Below are 17,733 nucleotides of genomic sequence, written 5' to 3'. Positions count from 1 at the left end.
TTCCCCCAGTCTCTTTAATCTGCCACCACACCTTCCGGCGCCGTTTCCATGCGCAAGGCGGCTGCCATCAGGGCCTTGGTATAGTCGGTTTCCGGTGCGTCGAAAATCCGCTCGACTGTGCCTTCCTCAACCACCTTGCCATTGCGCATGACGATCACGCGGTTGGACAGGGCCCGCACCACCTTGAGGTCATGGCTGATGAACAGGTAGGTGAGATCATGCTTGGCCTGAAGATCGCGCAAAAGATCGACCACCTGTGCCTGCACGCTCATATCCAGCGCACTGGTCGGCTCGTCCAGCATGACGAATTTGGGTTCCAGCACCATGGCGCGAGCAATGGAAATACGCTGGCGCTGCCCGCCGGAAAATTCATGCGGATAGCGATGGCGGGTCTCCGGATCAATGCCCACTTCCTTGAGCACGGCGACAACCTTGGCGTCACGCTCTTGCGCACTGAGATGGGGAGCATGGATCTCAAGACCCTCATCTACGATCTGGGCAATGGACATGCGCGGAGACAGGGAGCCGAAGGGATCCTGAAAGACGATTTGCAAATCACCGCGTTTCTCCCGCATGGCCTTGCTGTCGAGGCCATCAAGCGCGTTGCCCTGAAAGACAATCGGTCCTTGCGATGAAATCATGCGTAACAGGGCCAGCCCAAGCGTTGTCTTGCCCGAACCGGATTCTCCCACGATGCCCAGAGTTTCGCCGGACCGAATGGCAAGGGATATGCCATCGACGGCTTTGATATGCCCCACCGTCTTGCGCAGGAAACCGCGCTTGATCGGGAACCAGACCTTGAGATCATCGGTTTCAAGCACGATCGGTGCATTATCTGCCACCGGTCGCGCTCGTCCGCTTGGTTCGGAATTGAGCAGATGCTTGGTATAGGCATGGGAAGGGGTGGAGAAAATCTGCTCGGTCGGGCCGTGCTCGACAATCTGCCCCTTGGTCATGACGCAGACCTTGTCTGCCAGCTTTTCAACGATGCCCAGATCATGGGTGATGAACAACAGCGCCATACCATGGGTCTTCTGAAGCTTGCGCAGAAGCTCAAGGATCTGGGCCTGAACCGTGACGTCAAGCGCCGTGGTTGGCTCATCGGCGATGAGCAGCTCGGGCTCATTGGCAAGTGCCATGGCGATCATCACGCGCTGTCGCTGGCCACCCGAAAGCTGATGGGGATAGCTCTTCAGACGCTTCTCCGGCTCACGAATGCCCACGTCATTGAGCAGCTCGAGCACCCGGGCGCGGGCCTGTTTTTCGCCCATGCCATGATGGATCGAGAGCACTTCGCCAATCTGCTTTTCTACCGTATGCAGCGGGTTAAGCGAGCTCATGGGTTCCTGAAAAATCATGGAAATGCGGTTGCCGCGCACCGATCGCAGCGTCTTGTCCGGCGCATTGAGCAGGTCGACGCCATCGAACAGCACTTGCCCGGAAGGGTGAGACGCCGCCGGATAGGGCAACAGCTTGAGGATCGATAGAGCCGAGACGGACTTGCCCGAACCGGACTCGCCCACCAGTGCCATGGTCTCCCCTTTTTCCAGATCAAAGGAGATGCGATCAACGGCCAGCTGTTCCTTGCCCTCCTGCATGAAGGCAACGGACAGCTCCTTGACGGAAAGAAGCGGTGAAGAAGAATGGGTCTTGGTCATTGGCTTCCCTCCTTAGTGAAATGTCTTGCGCGGATCAAAGGCATCCCGCACCGCTTCGCCAATAAAGATCAACAGGCTCAGCATGATGGAAATGGACAGAAACCCGGTAATCCCGAGCCACGGAGCCTCGATATTCTTCTTGCCTTGCGCCAGCAGCTCGCCCAGCGAAGGCGAGCCGGGAGGCAAGCCGAAACCAAGGAAATCGAGCGATGTGAGCGTCGTGATGGAGCCATTGAGGATAAAGGGCATGAAGGTGAGCGTTGCCACCATGGCGTTGGGCAGCAGATGCCTGAGCATGATGGTGCGGTTGGAAACCCCCAGCGCACGGGCCGCCGAAACATATTCGAAATTGCGCGCGCGCAGAAATTCGGCGCGCACCACCCCCACAAGCGCCACCCAACTAAAGAGCAGCAGGATGGAAAGCAAGATCCAGAAGCTTGGCGTGATGATGGCCGCAATGATGAGCAGCAGATAGAGCTGCGGCACTGAGGTCCAGATTTCGATGAAACGCTGGAAAATGAGGTCCGTCAGGCCGCCGAAATAGCCCTGAACAGCGCCTGCCGTCACTCCGATGATTGAAGAGAAGAAGGTCAGCGTCAAACCGAACAGAACCGAAATGCGGAAGCCATAAATGAGGCGAGCCAATACGTCACGCCCCTGGTCATCCGTACCGATCCAGTTCCAGTTGCCAATGGTGCAGTTGCGGTCATTGACCCCTTCATCAAAGGGCGCGCAACGCACCTCTTTATCAAGCATCCAGCTTGGCGGAGCAGGGGCCGGGACGGGCAGATCCATATTGACGGTCTTGTAGCTATAGCGGATCGGCGCCCACAAGATCCAGCCGTTGGCGTCAATCTCATCCTGAATGAACGGATCGCGATAGTCGGTCACCGGCAGGAAGCCGCCAAATTTGGTTTCCGGATAATCCGTCATCAAGGGTGAGAGGATCTCGCCCTTGTAGGAGACCAGAAGCGGCTTGTCGTTGGCAATCAATTCGGCAAACAGCGTCACCAGAAACAGGGCGAGGAACAGCCACAGCGAGATGTAACCACGTCGGTTGGCCTTGAAGCTCTTGAGGCGCCGCTGGTTAAGCGGAGAAAGGCGATCACGAAAGCTTGGTTTGGCTGGTTTTGTCATGTCTTTGTTGCTCATTCCTATACCTCCCTGCTCTCGAAATCGATCCGGGGATCAATGAGCATATAGGTGATATCGGAAACAAGACTGATGAGCAGACCCATCAGCGAGAAAATGTAAAGCGTGGCGAAGACCACGGCATAATCGCGGTTGATCACGCTTTCAAAGGACAAAAGCCCCAATCCATCGAGCGAGAAAATCGTCTCGATGAGCAGAGATCCGCCAAAGAAGGCGCCAATGAAAGCTCCGGGGAAACCGGCGATGATGATGAGCATGGCATTGCGGAACACATGGCCATAAAGCACCTGATGTTCGGTAAGCCCCTTTGCGCGGGCCGTTACCACATATTGCTTGCGGATTTCATCAAGGAAAGAGTTCTTGGTCAAAAGCGTCGTGGTGGCAAAGGCAGAAAGCGCCATGGCTGTGAGCGGCAAGGCTAGATGCCAGAAATAGTCGAGGATCTTTTCCCACCAGCTGAGATCTGCGAAATTGTCCGAGACAAGTCCGCGCAGGGGGAACAGATCGAAGAAAGAACCGCCAGCAAACAGCACGATCAGCAAGACCGCAAACAGAAAGCCCGGAATGGCATAGCCGACGATGATGACTGCGCTGGTCCAGACATCAAATTTGGACCCATCGGATACCGCCTTGCGAATGCCCAGCGGGATGGAAATCAGGTAGGAGATCAGCGTCATCCAGAGACCGAGCGAAATGGAAACGGGCATCTTTTCCTTGACCAGCTGCAACACGCTGATATCGCGGAAATAGCTGTTGCCAAAATCGAAAGTGGCGTAGCTGCGCAACATGCCAAGGAAGCGTTCCAGAGGGGGCTTGTCAAAGCCGAATTGCTTTTCAAGATCCTTGATGAAATCCGGGTCCAACCCCTGTGCACCACGATATTTGGAGGTGATATCCTCACCACCTCCACCGCCGCCGGTTCCCGTTCCGGCAAAATCGCTGCCGCTGCCGGAAATGCGCGCTGTGGCCGACACATCGGTGCCTGTGACCTGTGCGATAACGCGCTCGACCGGCCCGCCGGGGGCAAACTGGATGACCGCGAAATTGATTGCCATGATCCCGATCAGCGTCGGAATGATCAAGAGGAGACGTCGCAGAATATAAGCGCCCAAAAAGTCTCTCCATCCTCTGGTCCGGCTTTCTGTCTGATTGCTTGCCGGTTTTGTTTGGTCTCTATCGGGCTTTTTACCCGTTGTGGCTCTGGCGGATTGAAAGGGGCCATCGTGAGCCATAACCCTTTGGTAACCATAAATCAGAATTTGGTTACCGAATTGCTCAAAGAGACGAAAGAGAGGGCCTCCTGTCCACCACTCCATCTCGTTTGAGCCAAATCGCGCCCTTGTTCGGGCGTTTGTGCTGTTCCGCAAATGTGGCAAAGCACCAATCCATGAAGCCTTTTCTCCTCACAAGGCTTCATGGAAAATTGGACATCTATTGCGCCGCTTCGGCAGACCACCAAATCGTGGGGAAGCCCACCGTCATCATCGGCAACGGATTTGGATGCTTGAACTTGCTCCAATAAGCGATGCGCGTTGCCGGCATGGTCCAACCGGGAATGATATAATGGTTGGCCAGCAGAACCCGGTCCATTGCCTTGACAGCGTTGATCAGCCCTTCGCGATCCTTGGCATAGACAACCTTGTCGATGAGGGCGTCCACGGCTGGATTCTTGATGCCCGCATAGTTGGCTGAACCATCCCTGTCCGCAGAGGCGGACCCGAAATATTCGCGCTGCTCGTTGCCCGGAGACAGGCTCTGCCCCCAGCCCAGATACACCATGTCATAATCGCGGTTGCGCACGCGGTTGACATACTGGGCACTGTCCACCACACGTGGGATCAGTTTGATGCCAACGCGCTCCAGAGACGCTTGAAGACGCAGGGCAACCCTCTCGAAAGCACCACCATTGAGCAGATATTCGATCTCGAAGGCTTCGCCCTTGGCGTTACGCATGACGATTTTCGTCGGGTCGCTGGCGAGCCCTACGGCCACCATGATCTTATGCAAAAAGCCGTTGTCGCGCTTTTCCTCGTCCACTTCGGTGCGCGGCTCCCAGCCTGCTTCCTTGAAGAGATCAAGCGCCTTCTTGAGATTGTCGCGCAGATCTTCACGGCTTTCCACCTTGGGGTTGGTGTAAGGCTCAAAGGCCGAGGCAGGGATCTGGTCGCGCAGCGGTTCCAAAAGATCAAACACTGTCCCATCGGCCTCACCGGAAGACGCCAGCTCGGTTCCGAAGAAATAGCTGTTGATGCGGCTATATTGGTCATAAAACAGCGTACGGTTCATTTCCTCGAAATTGAACACATAATTGAGCGCTTCACGAACCTTTGGATCCTGGAATTTTTCACGTCGCAGGTTCGGGATGAACCCAACCATCACGCCGGACGATTCATCGGGCACCACTTCCTTTATGACTTTGCCTTCTTCCAAAGCGGGGAAATCATAACCGGTGGCCCATGTCTTGGCGGTGGTTTCGATCCGGAAATCATAAGCACCTGATTTGAAGGCCTCGAACATCACCGTATTGTCACGGAAGAATTCATAGCGAACCTTGTCAAAATTATTCTCACCGACATTGATGTTGAGGTCTTTGCCCCAATAATCATCCACGCGCTCATATTCGACATATTTGCCGGGAGAGAAATCCTTGACCTCATAGGGGCCAGAACCAAGCGGTGGTTCCAGCGTTGCGTGGCTGATATCGCGCTGTTCGCCTTTGTCGTCGGTCCCGGTCCACCAATGCTTTGGCAGGATCAGCAATTCGCCAACGATGAAGGGCAATTCGCGGTTGCCGGTCTGATCGAAGGTAAAGGTCACTTCTCGCTCGCCTGTAATCTCGGCAGATTTGACGTGCGAATAGTAGAATTTGCGCTGGGGGTTCAGCTCGATGGATTTCTCGAAGGACCAGATGACATCTTCCGGCGTGACCGCAACACCATCATGCCAGCGGGCATTTTCGCGCAGGCGATATTTCACATAGGAAAAATCCGGTCCTACATACATGGCTTCAGCCAATAGCCCATAGCTGGTGGAGACTTCATCATAGGAGGGCGTGAACAGGGTTTCATAAATGAGCCCCAACCCGGATGCCGCTTCGCCCTTGGTCAGGATCGGGTTAAAACTGTCATAGCTCCCTGTGACCGCAAGCCGTGCGGTGCCGCCCTTCGGGGCGTCGGCATTGACATAATCAAAATGCGCAAAGTCGCCTTTATATTTCGGTTCACCCATAAGGGAGGAGCCACTGACCCATGTCTCGAATTCTACCGCGCCAGCTGTTCCGTCTCCGTCAATCAGGTTGAGTGCGCCGCTCGATAAAAGCGCAAGGGAAAGGAACCCGGCTCGGAGGGCCGAAAGGCCGCGACTAGGTAAAGATTGAGACACTCTGTTTCTCCTGTGGCACCTTCCTCATCTGGCATTGGACCTCAAGCGCCGTGCCATGAAGAAGTGTCGTTATATGATTGCGTTGCATATCCAGACAAGCAAAGGCAATGAGCCCTTAGTCACCGCTCTGACGGTCTTTTGATATCATTCCGATTTGGACCACCTTAGCAAAGCTGACAATGGTCGAGTAGCCGCAATTTCAGGCAAATGCCGTCTTGAAAAAGTCAACGCATCAAATAATGAAAATGTTCAAAAGCAATAGGACCGGAATATGGCATTTTCTGCCATATTCCGTGAATTTTTCGTAATGATGTCAATAATCCGGCCGATTTCAGCCAACGCTGAGCGGCTTGGCGTCTGTTGCCTTCATCAGCGCCTGAGGCTCAACCATGAACACGGCGTTGGGCGCGCCAGCTGCGGCCCAGACTGTCTCGAAAGTGAGCAGATGCGGGTCGATATAGACCTCCATGGGGCAAAGATGGCCCACTGGCGCAACGCCCCCGATGGCGAAGCCGGTTTCCGAGCGCACCTTCTTCGGGTCGGCCCTATCAAGCGTGGAACCGATCACTTTGGCGGCAAGGTCCATGTCAGCCCTGTTGCTCCCCGCGATAAGCAGAAGCACTAGATGCTGGTTGTCGTGACGTTCGAAAATGAGGCTCTTGACGATCTGGTCCACTGCGCAACCGCAGGCAGCAGCCGCGTCTTCCGCAGTCCGTGTCGTATCCGGCATGGTGACCACTTCGCTTTCGAGCCCCAGGGCATCGATGGCTTCCTGAACGCGAACCTTTGAACTTTTCTTGCCTGCCATTATCAAAATCACTCCAAAATCAAACGAAATTACACAATTACTTCCATGGCCTTCTGTTCGCCAACGTTAAACACACGCTTGTATCGTGTGATTTCGTCGGAAGGCCCCATGGCTTTATTCGGATTGTCCGAAAGCTTTACGGTCGGCTGGCCATTGGCGGAAATCGCTTTGCAAACCAGAGAGAAGGGCGAAAGCTCGTCATCGGGCACCAGCCCTCTGAAATCGTTGGTCAACAACGTACCCCAGCCGAAGGATACCCGCACCCGACCGTGAAATTTGCTATAAAGGGCGCCAATCTGATCCACATCCAGACCGTCGGAGAAGATGATCAGTTTCTTGCGTGGATCTTCGCCCCGATCCTTCCACCACTGGATGGCGGTTTCGGCGGCTTCCTCCGGCTGGCCGCTATCCACGCGGATGCCGGTCCAACTGGTCAGCCAGTCCGGTGCTCGCTCAAGGAACCCCTTGGTGCCATAGGTATCCGGCAGGATGACACGCAGATTGCCATCATGCTCGCGTTGCCAGTCCTCAAGCACTCTGTAGGGCGCATAGGCCAGCTCTTCATCATTTTGCGCAAGAGCCGAATAGACCATCGGCAGCTCATGGGCATTGGTGCCAATGGCTTCCATCTCGCGGCGCATGGCAATGAGGCAGTTGGAGGTGCCGGTGAAGTTATCCCCCAGCCCTTCCTGCATGGCTTGCACGCACCAGTCCTGCCAGAGGAAGGAGTGGCGCCGCCGGGTGCCGAAATCTGCGACGCGCACATCGCCGATGGCCCGCAGGCGCTCGACCTTTTCCCATAGGCGGGTCATGGCGCGGGCATAGAGAATTTGCAGCTCGAACCGCTTCATCTTGTGTAAAACCGCTCGCGAACGCAGTTCCATGATAACCGAAAGGGCCGGAATCTCCCATAGCATGACCTCAGGCCAGGAGCCCTCGAAGGTCAGCTCATATTGGTCGCCCACTCGTTCGAGATTATAGGGGGGCAGGGTGAGATTCTCGAACCACTCCATAAAATCGGGATGGAACATGGAACGCTTGCCATAAAACATATTGCCGCGTAGCCATGTGCTCTCTCCGCGAGAGAGTTTCAACCCACGAATATAATCAAGCTGGGCGCGCAGCTCGCCCTCGTCGATCAATTTGGCGAGAGGCACATCCTTGGAGCGGTTGATCAGGCTGAACTCGACATGCACGTCGGGCTTGTTGTGAAAAACCGATTGGGCCATCAGAAGCTTGTAGAAATCCGTATCGATAAGGGATCGGACGATGGGGTCGATTTTCCAACGGTGACTATAAACGCGAGATGCAAGATCGATGGTCATGATCTATCCTGAATGAAGAAATACGCAGGCCCGCTTTGCAAGCGCAAGCTTTGGCAATGGGTGAAGCCTATTGGCCAATGATGTGGATATTATGGGCTCGCATATCGTCCAGACCGTTCTTGAGCGAACCATTAAGATCAATGGCGCTGCATGCGGAAAGATCGACCGACACATCAAACCCGAGTTTGGCAGCGTCTACAGCCGAATAGCGCACGCAGAAGTCTGTCGCAAGTCCTACGAAAAGCAAGGAAACCACGCCTTTGTCCCGCAAATAGCCCTCAAGCCCCGTCGTGGTCTGATGGTCATTTTCGAAAAAGGCCGAATAGCTGTCTATCAGCGGGTTGGAGCCTTTGCGCAGGATCAGATCGGCTCTGTCTGTTACAAGATCGGCATGGAAGGCGGCTCCAGAGGTACCCTGAATACAGTGATCGGGCCAGAGGACCTGATCGCCATATGGCATTTGCACCATGTCATAGGGGGATTTGCCGTCATGAGCGCTGGCAAAGGAGCTGTGAGACGCCGGGTGCCAGTCCTGTGTCAGCACGATTTGCGCATAGTTTTGCTGCATCAGGTTGATTTTGGAGATGATCTCATCTCCACCGGGCACAGCCAGAGCGCCGCCGGGGCAGAAGTCATTCTGAACATCAATAATGACAAGCGCTTGATGTTGTGAGCGTTCCATAATGGGCGCCTTTCCAGATACTCAACTGGTAACCTACAAAATTAGCGCTACTAAATCAAAGAACTGCGCCCGACGCCAGATGGTGCCCGCAAGAAAAAATAAAAAGTTGCGCAAACATAAAAGCAGCTGAAAAAAGCAACCAAAGAAAAAGGCCGGATAATTCCGGCCCTTTGATATCGTCAGAATTTCTACTCCAGTGTAGAAGCACTATTCTGTCAACGTCTGCAAATAGCTGATCAGGTTGGCGCGATCTTCCGGTTTTTTCAGGCCAGCAAAGGCCATGGCGGTACCGGGCACCAGATCTTTTGGTTTGGTCAGATATTCATTGAGTGTTTCCGGGTTCCAGACCTTGCCATCGCCGAATTCGACCATCGCGTCAGAATATTTGAAATCGTCAACCGAGGCGATAGCGCGGTCGACAACGCCAAACAGATGCGGGCCGGTCTTGTTGGCCATTTCAGCGTCAAAGGTGTGGCAGGCTGCGCATTTCTTGGCTACGCGCTCGCCTCTTCCTGCGTCAGCAGAAGCAAGAAGGGTTGCAAAATCCACCTCTGGTTCGGGTTCCGTGGCAGCACCGCCGCCAGACCCGTCTGCAACTTCAATCGCATAGCCGGGCTGGTCCGGGGCATCATCACTGAAGATGTAGCCCGTTGCCATCCCTGTAACCATAATAAAAATAAGGGCCATCAAAACAGCGCCAGCCATTTTGTTGAATTCGAAAAAGTTCATAGGTCCTTGCTCCCGGTCTTTGAAGGACGAAACGGATTACCTAGGATTGGTCCTAAGGTTCACTCGGTAATTCTTCCTGCGGAAACTACTAGCTTTTCCTGATGGATGTCCATAGGAATAGCGGCTAACAGGGCTCGACTTTCGCCATAGACTGGGCCCTTTTCAACAACATAAGGAAGAATCCTTATGTTTGCAAAGGAGATAGGGGCAGGGCCTATCCTTTTGCTTTTTGTTTTCCCGTCCTGCCGGATTGCCTGCAAGAGAGGCATTCGTGGCCGTATTCTGCCATAAAAGGCGCGTGACATTGGCGCCTCCAAAGCGTAAAGCAGGCAGACGAAATACAGTCTATCCAAGGAAGGGGCACGAGGGTGCCCGGTAAGGAGCCATTATGATCGCCAAGAAAGTCGTTTTTCAGGGGGAACCTGGTGCCAACTCGCACACCGCCTGTAACAATGTATTTCCAGATGCAGAGGCGGTTCCGATGGCAACCTTTGAAGATTGCTTTAACGCGGTCCAAAATGACCTTGCGGATCTGGCCATGATCCCGATTGAAAACTCGGTGGCGGGTCGCGTGGCTGATATCCATCATTTGATGCCGACCTCCGATCTGCATATCATCGGTGAATATTTCCTGCCTATCCATCATCAGCTGCTTGGTCTGCGTGGGGCTCGTCTTGAGGATATCACGTCCGTTCAGAGTCATGTGATGGCGTTGGGGCAGTGTCGCAAGATCATCCGTGACCGTAAGCTGCAGGCGATCGTCGGGGCCGATACTGCAGGGTCTGCTCATCAGATTTCCAATCAGGGAGACAAGACCAAAGCGGCGATCGCTTCCGAGCTTGCCGCCGACATCTACGATCTGGATATCCTGAAAGCCGACATCGAAGATGAAGATCACAACACGACGCGCTTTATCGTGTTGTCGAAATATCCCATCAAGGCAGACAAGAGCACCGATCTTGTTGTAACCACATTCGTGTTCCGAGTGCGCAACGTGCCGGCTGCTCTCTATAAGGCACTGGGCGGTTTTGCCACCAACGGCGTCAACATGACCAAGCTGGAAAGCTATCAGACCGGCGGCAAGTTTTTCGCAACGCAATTCTATGCTGATATTGAGGGACATCCTGACGACATCAATGTGCGTCTGGCACTTGAGGAGTTGCGCTTCTTCTCGGCCGAACTCAAAATTCTTGGTATCTACCCTGCGCACGAATATCGCAAAAGGAACCACGAACCCGAGGCCAACCGCGATTTGCGGCCAAGCCCCGACCTATGAAAGGGATAGGCAAAAAGCCTTCCTGAGTGGTGTGAATATGAATAGGGCGCGTCCATATGGGCGCGCCCGTTTTTGTTGCAGATTGCTCTGTGTCCAGCTGAGCACAGGGTTTGAAACATATGGTGAGGGTAAATCGGTGCAGGTAAAGAAAAGAGGGAGGTGAACCGGGCTGCTTATGTCAATTCCTGAGGGGGGAGGGAGAATTATTTTTGGAACTATGTTGGTCATCAACACGTCTATAAAGTGTGATTTCTAAAAATGTACCACCAAAAAGGGTGTTTTGGAGAAAAACGAGTAATTTGTAGCTGCTTAATATCGACGCGACCATAGTTCTTGCTAAACAAAAAGTTAAACCGAACTTTGTCCAAAAACAAATCTAAGTACTTGGAATTAATGGAATTCGTTGCTCACCAATTCTCAACTTTTTCTGCGTAGTTTACTTTGGTAATAAACATCGGGACCAAACACATTGAACAACGAGCGGAATGAAAAGTGGTTGAAGAGCTGGGCTGCTTTAAGGGAGCGTTTTTGGAACGTGGCCCATCTGCCTGTTGTTGTCGCTACCCTTGTGATCGTGGCTGTTACCCTTATTGCCGAAGATATCAGTAAGAACGCATATCTGGAAAAATCGCGGGCTGAATTGCGCAATAAAGCCACTCAGGTTGCTCTCACTATTCAAGGCGCGATCATTGCCAATATTGAAACGGGCCGAGGCCTGGCCAATGTGATCCGGACCGAACCGGATATAGACACTGAACGGTTCAACCAACTCGCCAAGCAGCTCTTTCACAATTTTTCTTCCATGAAGCTTATCGCCATCGCGCCAAATCTGGTTGTCTCCAATATCTATCCACTGGAGGGCAACGAAAGCGTAATCGGGCTCGACTATCGAGATGTGGAAGAGCAAAGAGATCTTGTTTTCGAAGCGAGAGACAAGAACGAGTTAACCATGGCCGGCCCGATCGATCTGGTACAGGGCGGTACCGGGCTCCTTGTGCGCTATCCGGTCTATATCGATTCTCTAGACAAGGGGCGCTATTTCTGGGGTATTGTATCAGCTGTACTGGATGTTGACTTCTTCTATCAATACGCGGGCTTGCTAGACGAGGACGCTGAGCTCGATTATGCTATTGTTGGCAAAGACGGGATGGGAGCATCCGGCGAGCAATTCTTCGGGTCAGAAGACATTAACGAGATGGATCCGATCAGGGTTCCTGTTGACTTCCGCATTGCTCAATGGGAACTGCGCGTTGTTCCTCATGGGGGCTGGAGCGTTCCATCATCGATCTTCTGGCTCATCCGGGCGATTGCCTTTGCTGCATTTTTGCTGGTGGTTGTTCCCATGGCCATCGTGTTCAAACTGTCGCGCGAGCGCATGGCGCACCTAGATGCCCATATCGAAAGTCAGCGACAGCTAGCCAGTGTTTCAAAACGCTTCGAATTGGCCGTGGATGCCCTCAAGCTCGGTGTTTGGGAGTTTGATCCGGCGGTACGCCGTTTCAAATGGGATCAACAAACCCGTGAAATCTATGGCTTAGACCCTGATAGTGATATCAACTTTGTAGACTGGAAAGAGCGCATCTTCCCGGAAGACAGGGCACGTCTGTTTGATGACGGGCGTAAGGCCATTGCCAGTGAAGGAAAATTCTGCACAGACTACCGCCTTCAAATGCCGGACGGGACGATCAAGACCGTGCGTGTGTCAGCTTTGGGTTGGACGGATGACGATGGCAAGATGATTTATGTCGGGGTCAACTGGGACATTACAAAGCATGTCGCTCGCGAGGAAGCGTTAAAGGAAGCGCGCGCCGAGAGCGAAAGACGCTATCAGGAACTCGTCAAGGCCAAGACGCGTATAGAGTTCAACGCCTTGCATGATTTCCTCACCAAGTTGCCCAACCGTCGCTATGTCGATGAGTTCCTCAATGGTGAAAATGGTGCGCCTTGGCCATTCGAGGATGCCGAGAATAGTTGGCTTTTGAAAGTCGATCTGGATGGTTTCAAGGAGATCAACGATAGTTTCGGCCATGCGGCCGGGGATACTATGCTGCTCAAGGTGGCCGATATGCTGCGTTCTCTGAAGCTGCATGATGAATTCATTGCCCGTGTTGGCGGCGATGAATTCATCATGCTGTGCTCAAGTGCACAGAACAGAAACAGACCTCAGGAACTGGCCGAAAAACTTATTGCCATGTTGCATAATCCGCAGAATTATAAGGGCCTTACCTGTCGATTGGGCGCGAGCATTGGCCTGTCCAACTGGGCCGATGCCAAAGAAAGTCCTGACAAGCTGCGCTCCAATGCGGACCTTGCCCTGTATCAGTCCAAGCAGAATGGCAAGGGCTGCTTCACATTCTTCAGCCAGCCTCTGTTCCAAACGGCCAATGAAAAACGTCGCCTTGCTGACGATCTGCTGCGCGGCATCGAAAACCGCGAATTCATTGCCTACTATCAGGGCCAATATAATGCTGAAACCCATCGTCTTGTGGGTGCCGAGGCTCTGGCGCGCTGGGCGCACACCAAGCGCGGGCTGGTCTATCCAGACATGTTCATCGATCTGGCTGACAGTCTAGGTGTAACCGGCGAGATCGACGCAATGGTCATGGAACATGCTCTGGAGACGAAACAGTTCTGGGCCGACAAGGGACTCAATATTGATCGTGTATCGGTCAATGTCTCGGCCAAGCGATTGAGCGACAGAGATCTGATCCCCGGCCTCAAGGAAATGGATTTCGATCCTTCGCATCTGACCTTCGAACTGATCGAGTCGACCTTCCTGGATCGCAGCGCACCACAAGTGGCTGCCAACATCCGTCGGCTAAGGGAGATGGGGATTGAAATCGAGATCGATGATTTCGGCACAGCCTATGCCTCCATCGTCAGCCTGACGCATTTGCTTCCGAACCGCTTGAAAATCGACCGGGAACTGATCCTACCGGTAACATCAAGCGAGCATCAGCGCGAGCTTGTGCACTCCATCATCCATATTGGGCGAACGCTGGGCATCGGTGTGGTTGCCGAAGGCATTGAATCTCTTGAGCATGCCGAAATTCTGCGTGTCATGGGAGCCGATATCTTGCAGGGCTACGCCTTCAGTCGGCCGATGACCCGCGAAAAATTCTTCACCCATCATGCCAAAGGCAGCCGGTTTCACGTCGCTTGATACAGCAGACTAGCCACCTGTCGTGGGTGACGGACCTTGAAGGGGGGGCAGGCGGAGCTCTACCGTCCGCCTGCCAATAGGGAGCTACGGGACCGATTAACCGATCAATTGATAACTGACAGGCACAAAGTGGAAGCCTTGATCGCGGGTCTCAACGAAACCGGCAGCCGGGAAGGGCATGTGATAACCAATCAGCGGGATGCGGTCGGTTGCCAACATGTCCAGAACCTTGCGGCGGGTCTGCACGGCCATCGCTTTGTCCATGTCATATTTGACCTCCCAATCAGGATAGGCCAGCGACCAGACATAATGGTTTGCCAAATCGGCCATCAGCAGCAACTGCTTGCCCATGCTGTCCAGCATGAATGTCATATGCCCCGGCGTGTGGCCAAAGGCTGCCATGGCGGTGATGCCCGGTGCAACCGTGTCTCCATCCTTGAGGAAGGTCATCTTTTCAGCCAGTGGTTTGACATTTTTGGCGAAACCGGCGTTATCGGTTTTTGACCAAGCGTCATATTCAACCTGCCCGGTGAGATAGGCTGCATTGGCGAAAGTTGGGGCGCCATCCTTCATTAAGCCGCCAATATGGTCGCCATGCATATGTGTGATTACCACATGGGTTACATCCTCGGGCTTGTGCCCCGCCTGAGCCAGCGCCGCCGTGATGCCTTCGGCATTGAGGCCCGTGTCAAACAGGATGATAGCCCCTCCGGAGCGCACCAGCGTTGGTGTGAAGTAGAATTGAGCCATATCCGTGCCGATGAAATTCTTGGCGCTGACTTCGGCGAAAACATCATCGGAGACATTGATGCCGAAAATCCCATGCGGATTGTCGCGCGGGGCCGAGCCGGCCAGCAGCGTAATGACATCCAGCTCTCCGAGCTTGAAGCCACGGGCCTTGGCCATGGGCAGAGCCGGTTTCATCATGTCTTCAGCAAGGGAAACCTTGGGTGCAAGCACAAGCCCGGCGGCGCCCGCAGCGCCAATCATCGCCATGCGTCGATCAATAGAAATGGTCATAGTGTTTCTCCCCTGATCACTATTCGCGTCAAAAAACAGGTTCAAGGCAGGCCTTCTCGAGGCGTGCCCTCAATTGCCTTGGGCGTGAATGGTAGTCGAGGATACGGACACTGGCGAAACACTATCCTGTGATGAAATCGTGTTCAGTTTTTCACGCGGCTCAGTGTCGCAACTGTTTCCTTCTATTTCCGCCCTTAACGGGATTTCAATCGAATTGAGCTAAGACATAATACGCATCAAGCGATGGGGCTGCTTATGGAACACAGGGCGCGCCTCACGAACCTTTCGGCATCAGCAAAAAGCAGGAGCAGAATGTGAGCGGAGAAAAAAGGCCTGTTTTCGCCCTCTTTGCCGTCTGGCGCCTGCTCGCGGCACTTATGGTGATGCTCTATCACTTCTGCGCTTTCGGGCCGGAAGCCTACCGCCAGTTCGCGATGGATGCAGAAGTCTTCACTGCCTTGCTTGATCTGTTCTTCATCGTCTCGGGTTTTCTGATCTGGGTGCATTATTCCAAACGGCTGACGGGGCCGGGGGCCTACGGCGTCTTCCTGCTGCGCCGACTGGCTCGGCTCTATCCTTTGCATCTTCTGACATTGGGAATCTTCTGCATGGCCTGGCTGATCATCGCGGTTGCCGGGCTATCGGTCGAATTGACGGACTATTATTCCTTTCCAGAACTGGTGCGTCAGCTTCTTCTGGTCAATGCCTGGGGATTGTCGGACGGGCTCGCCTTCAACTTCGTTTCATGGTCATTGTCTGCGGAATGGTTCTGCTATCTCACCCTGCCGGTCATCGTGTTCATCTTCCGTAAAAGCGGACTATGGGGGCTCGTTGCTCTGCTCGCTTTCTGTGTGATAGCGCTTGAAGGGCTGACTTACTTTAAAGTCATCCCGTTCCCCACATGGCTGGATGCCAACACATGGGGTGCCTATCGCGTTTTTGCTGATTTCGTGCTGGGTGCCATCATCGCCATTGTCGCTTCCATGCGTCTGATCAGGGTGCAGAGCCACTGGTATGCATGGGGGGCGCTGCTGTTTGCCCTGCTGGTGATGTTCATGGATTTCCGCTTTGGCTATGCCAATATTGTGGCCATAACCATCGCACTCTATCTTGCCGCACAGGTGGAAATCAACGCGCCGGAACGCAGTGCCTATCTCATGCCACTGATGCCTCTGGCTGCCGTTTCCTTCGGCATCTATATGTGGCACCCGGTCTTTACCGTGTCCATTTTGGGGCTGGGCTGGCTGATGATTCTGCAACCCATGCAAATTATTGGCTTTGCGCCAGTGCTGGCCTTTGCCTTGATCGTAACGATTGTCACTGCCCTGCTGTCCGCACGTTTCTTTGAAGTTCCTGCGCGCAAAAAGCTTCTCTCGCTGGGGGCTGGCAATATGGTCGAGAGCATGGCCCTGCAGCCCTCCAAGAAACCTTCCTGATCAAAGGCCCGAGGGGCTATTCGACCATATCCACCCAGCTACGGATCAACCAGGCTGCTATGGAGAAAGGCCCCGGCGTATGGGGCAGATCGCTGTCAGTGCCGCGTTTCATCAGGGTGCGCACTTCGTCGCGCGCAAACCAGCGGGCATCTGTCAGCTCTGTCGGATCCACCGTGATCTCACTTGAGAGGGCTTCGCCATAACAGCCGATCATCAGGGACGCCGGGAAGGGCCATGGCTGGCTGGCCATATAGCGCACAGCCCCCACGCGGACCGCCGATTCTTCAAAGACTTCCCGGCGCACCGCCGCTTCAATTGTCTCGCCCTGCTCCATGAAGCCGGCGAGCGTGGTGTAGACTGGGCCTGTAAAGCGGGTGTGGTGCGCCAATAGGCAGCGCTCCACACCCTCATCATCCTTGTGCAGAACAAGCATGATGACGGCCGGATCGGTGCGCGGAAAATGAACGGCTGAACAGTTGGGGCAGTCACGACGGGCACCACCAAGGGTCACCACTGTCTTGCTACCGCATTTGGAACAGTAAGGGTGGTTGTCGTGCCAGTTCAGCAGTCCACGGGCCTGTGCGATGGCGCCCAACTGATCGTTTGGCAGCATGCCATGCAGACCAAGGGTTCGCACGGATTCAAACCGGTAGCCGTCTGTTCCTTCCAGCTTGTCTGCCGCCTCATCTGTAAGCAGCATGGCAAGGCGCGGCGCGGCTTCTTCTTCAGGATCGGTGCCAAGAATGATCGCTGTTTCCATGTCTGCGCCCAAGGTCTCAGCTTCTGCCTTGCTAAAGATGGCCCTGGAGGTCGCTTCCTTTGTGGCCAGCAGAAGAGTGTCCTTGTGAAACAGATAAAAACCCGCATGCTTCTGCGCCATCATTGCCGGGATGCTGTCCCCATCGCGATGCTCAGTGTCTCTGCTAAGACGGTTATGCATGAAGCCAACGCCCTCGACGGTAGGGGCGGAGCGAACGGCTGCAAACGGGTCGGATGAGAAAGCAAAATCATTCATGGTCAAGTGGTGTCCAGAAGCTGGTCAAAACGGGCAGCGGCCAACCTTTAGGCGAGCCGAAGAGAAGAAGGGGCGAGAGAAGAGCCGA

At 54.1% G+C, this 17,733-nt stretch carries 13 protein-coding genes; 3 read left to right on the top strand and 10 right to left on the bottom strand.

Annotated elements, in window-relative coordinates; all coding sequences use genetic code 11:
• Positions 1-14 precede the first annotated feature (14 nt).
• The 8 genes from ACKPCT_RS14270 to ACKPCT_RS14235 form a co-directional block, all read right to left on the bottom strand.
• Positions 15-1,658, bottom strand: a complete 1,644-nt coding sequence (locus tag ACKPCT_RS14270; RefSeq protein WP_319567223.1) for an ABC transporter ATP-binding protein — start codon at positions 1,656-1,658, stop codon at positions 15-17.
• A 12-nt stretch (positions 1,659-1,670) separates the two neighbouring features.
• On the bottom strand, positions 1,671-2,810 hold the full coding sequence (locus tag ACKPCT_RS14265) for an ABC transporter permease (RefSeq protein ID WP_090069852.1): 1,140 nt from the start codon (positions 2,808-2,810) through the stop codon (positions 1,671-1,673).
• Between the two features lie 2 nt (positions 2,811-2,812).
• Positions 2,813-3,922 (bottom strand): microcin C ABC transporter permease YejB, encoded by a 1,110-nt coding sequence (locus ACKPCT_RS14260; RefSeq protein WP_090069854.1) that lies wholly within the window; start codon positions 3,920-3,922, stop codon positions 2,813-2,815.
• Positions 3,923-4,241: 319 nt separating this feature from the next.
• A complete protein-coding gene (locus tag ACKPCT_RS14255; RefSeq protein ID WP_319567222.1) occupies positions 4,242-6,191 on the bottom strand; it encodes an extracellular solute-binding protein in 1,950 nt (649 codons plus the stop codon).
• Positions 6,192-6,522: 331 nt separating this feature from the next.
• On the bottom strand, positions 6,523-6,999 hold the full coding sequence (locus ACKPCT_RS14250; RefSeq protein WP_090069860.1) for a YbaK/EbsC family protein: 477 nt from the start codon (positions 6,997-6,999) through the stop codon (positions 6,523-6,525).
• Positions 7,000-7,028: 29 nt separating this feature from the next.
• On the bottom strand, positions 7,029-8,324 hold the full coding sequence (pncB, locus tag ACKPCT_RS14245) for a nicotinate phosphoribosyltransferase (protein ID WP_319567221.1): 1,296 nt from the start codon (positions 8,322-8,324) through the stop codon (positions 7,029-7,031).
• A 67-nt stretch (positions 8,325-8,391) separates the two neighbouring features.
• Entirely contained in the window at positions 8,392-9,006 is a 615-nt protein-coding gene (pncA, locus tag ACKPCT_RS14240; RefSeq protein WP_319567220.1) for a bifunctional nicotinamidase/pyrazinamidase, read from the bottom strand.
• Positions 9,007-9,213: 207 nt separating this feature from the next.
• Entirely contained in the window at positions 9,214-9,735 is a 522-nt protein-coding gene (locus ACKPCT_RS14235) for a c-type cytochrome (protein ID WP_090069866.1), read from the bottom strand.
• Positions 9,736-10,123: 388 nt separating this feature from the next.
• On the opposite strand from ACKPCT_RS14235, the gene ACKPCT_RS14230 reads away from it, so the two are divergent.
• Both ACKPCT_RS14230 and ACKPCT_RS14225 read left to right on the top strand, forming a co-directional pair.
• The gene (locus ACKPCT_RS14230; protein WP_319567219.1) at positions 10,124-11,011 is read left to right on the top strand and encodes a prephenate dehydratase; all 888 of its coding nucleotides are present in this window, start codon (positions 10,124-10,126) and stop codon (positions 11,009-11,011) included.
• A 535-nt stretch (positions 11,012-11,546) separates the two neighbouring features.
• Entirely contained in the window at positions 11,547-14,174 is a 2,628-nt protein-coding gene (locus tag ACKPCT_RS14225; protein WP_319567218.1) for a bifunctional diguanylate cyclase/phosphodiesterase, read from the top strand.
• A 96-nt stretch (positions 14,175-14,270) separates the two neighbouring features.
• Here ACKPCT_RS14225 and ACKPCT_RS14220 read toward each other — a convergent pair whose 3' ends face one another.
• Positions 14,271-15,194: an MBL fold metallo-hydrolase gene (locus ACKPCT_RS14220; RefSeq protein WP_319567217.1), complete on the bottom strand. Its 924-nt coding sequence runs from the start codon at positions 15,192-15,194 to the stop codon at positions 14,271-14,273.
• A gap of 314 nt (positions 15,195-15,508) precedes the next feature.
• On the opposite strand from ACKPCT_RS14220, the gene ACKPCT_RS14215 reads away from it, so the two are divergent.
• Positions 15,509-16,630 (top strand): acyltransferase family protein, encoded by a 1,122-nt coding sequence (locus ACKPCT_RS14215; protein WP_090069875.1) that lies wholly within the window; start codon positions 15,509-15,511, stop codon positions 16,628-16,630.
• Positions 16,631-16,646: 16 nt separating this feature from the next.
• Here ACKPCT_RS14215 and nudC read toward each other — a convergent pair whose 3' ends face one another.
• Entirely contained in the window at positions 16,647-17,645 is a 999-nt protein-coding gene (gene nudC / locus ACKPCT_RS14210) for an NAD(+) diphosphatase (protein WP_319567216.1), read from the bottom strand.
• Positions 17,646-17,733 lie beyond the last annotated feature (88 nt).

Origin of the sequence: Cohaesibacter marisflavi, from assembly GCF_963665895.2 — a bacterium.
GTDB classification, from domain to species: domain Bacteria; phylum Pseudomonadota; class Alphaproteobacteria; order Rhizobiales; family Cohaesibacteraceae; genus Cohaesibacter; species Cohaesibacter marisflavi.
Note: the sequence above shows the minus strand (reverse complement) of the source record. Positions and strands in the feature narration are given on the sequence as shown.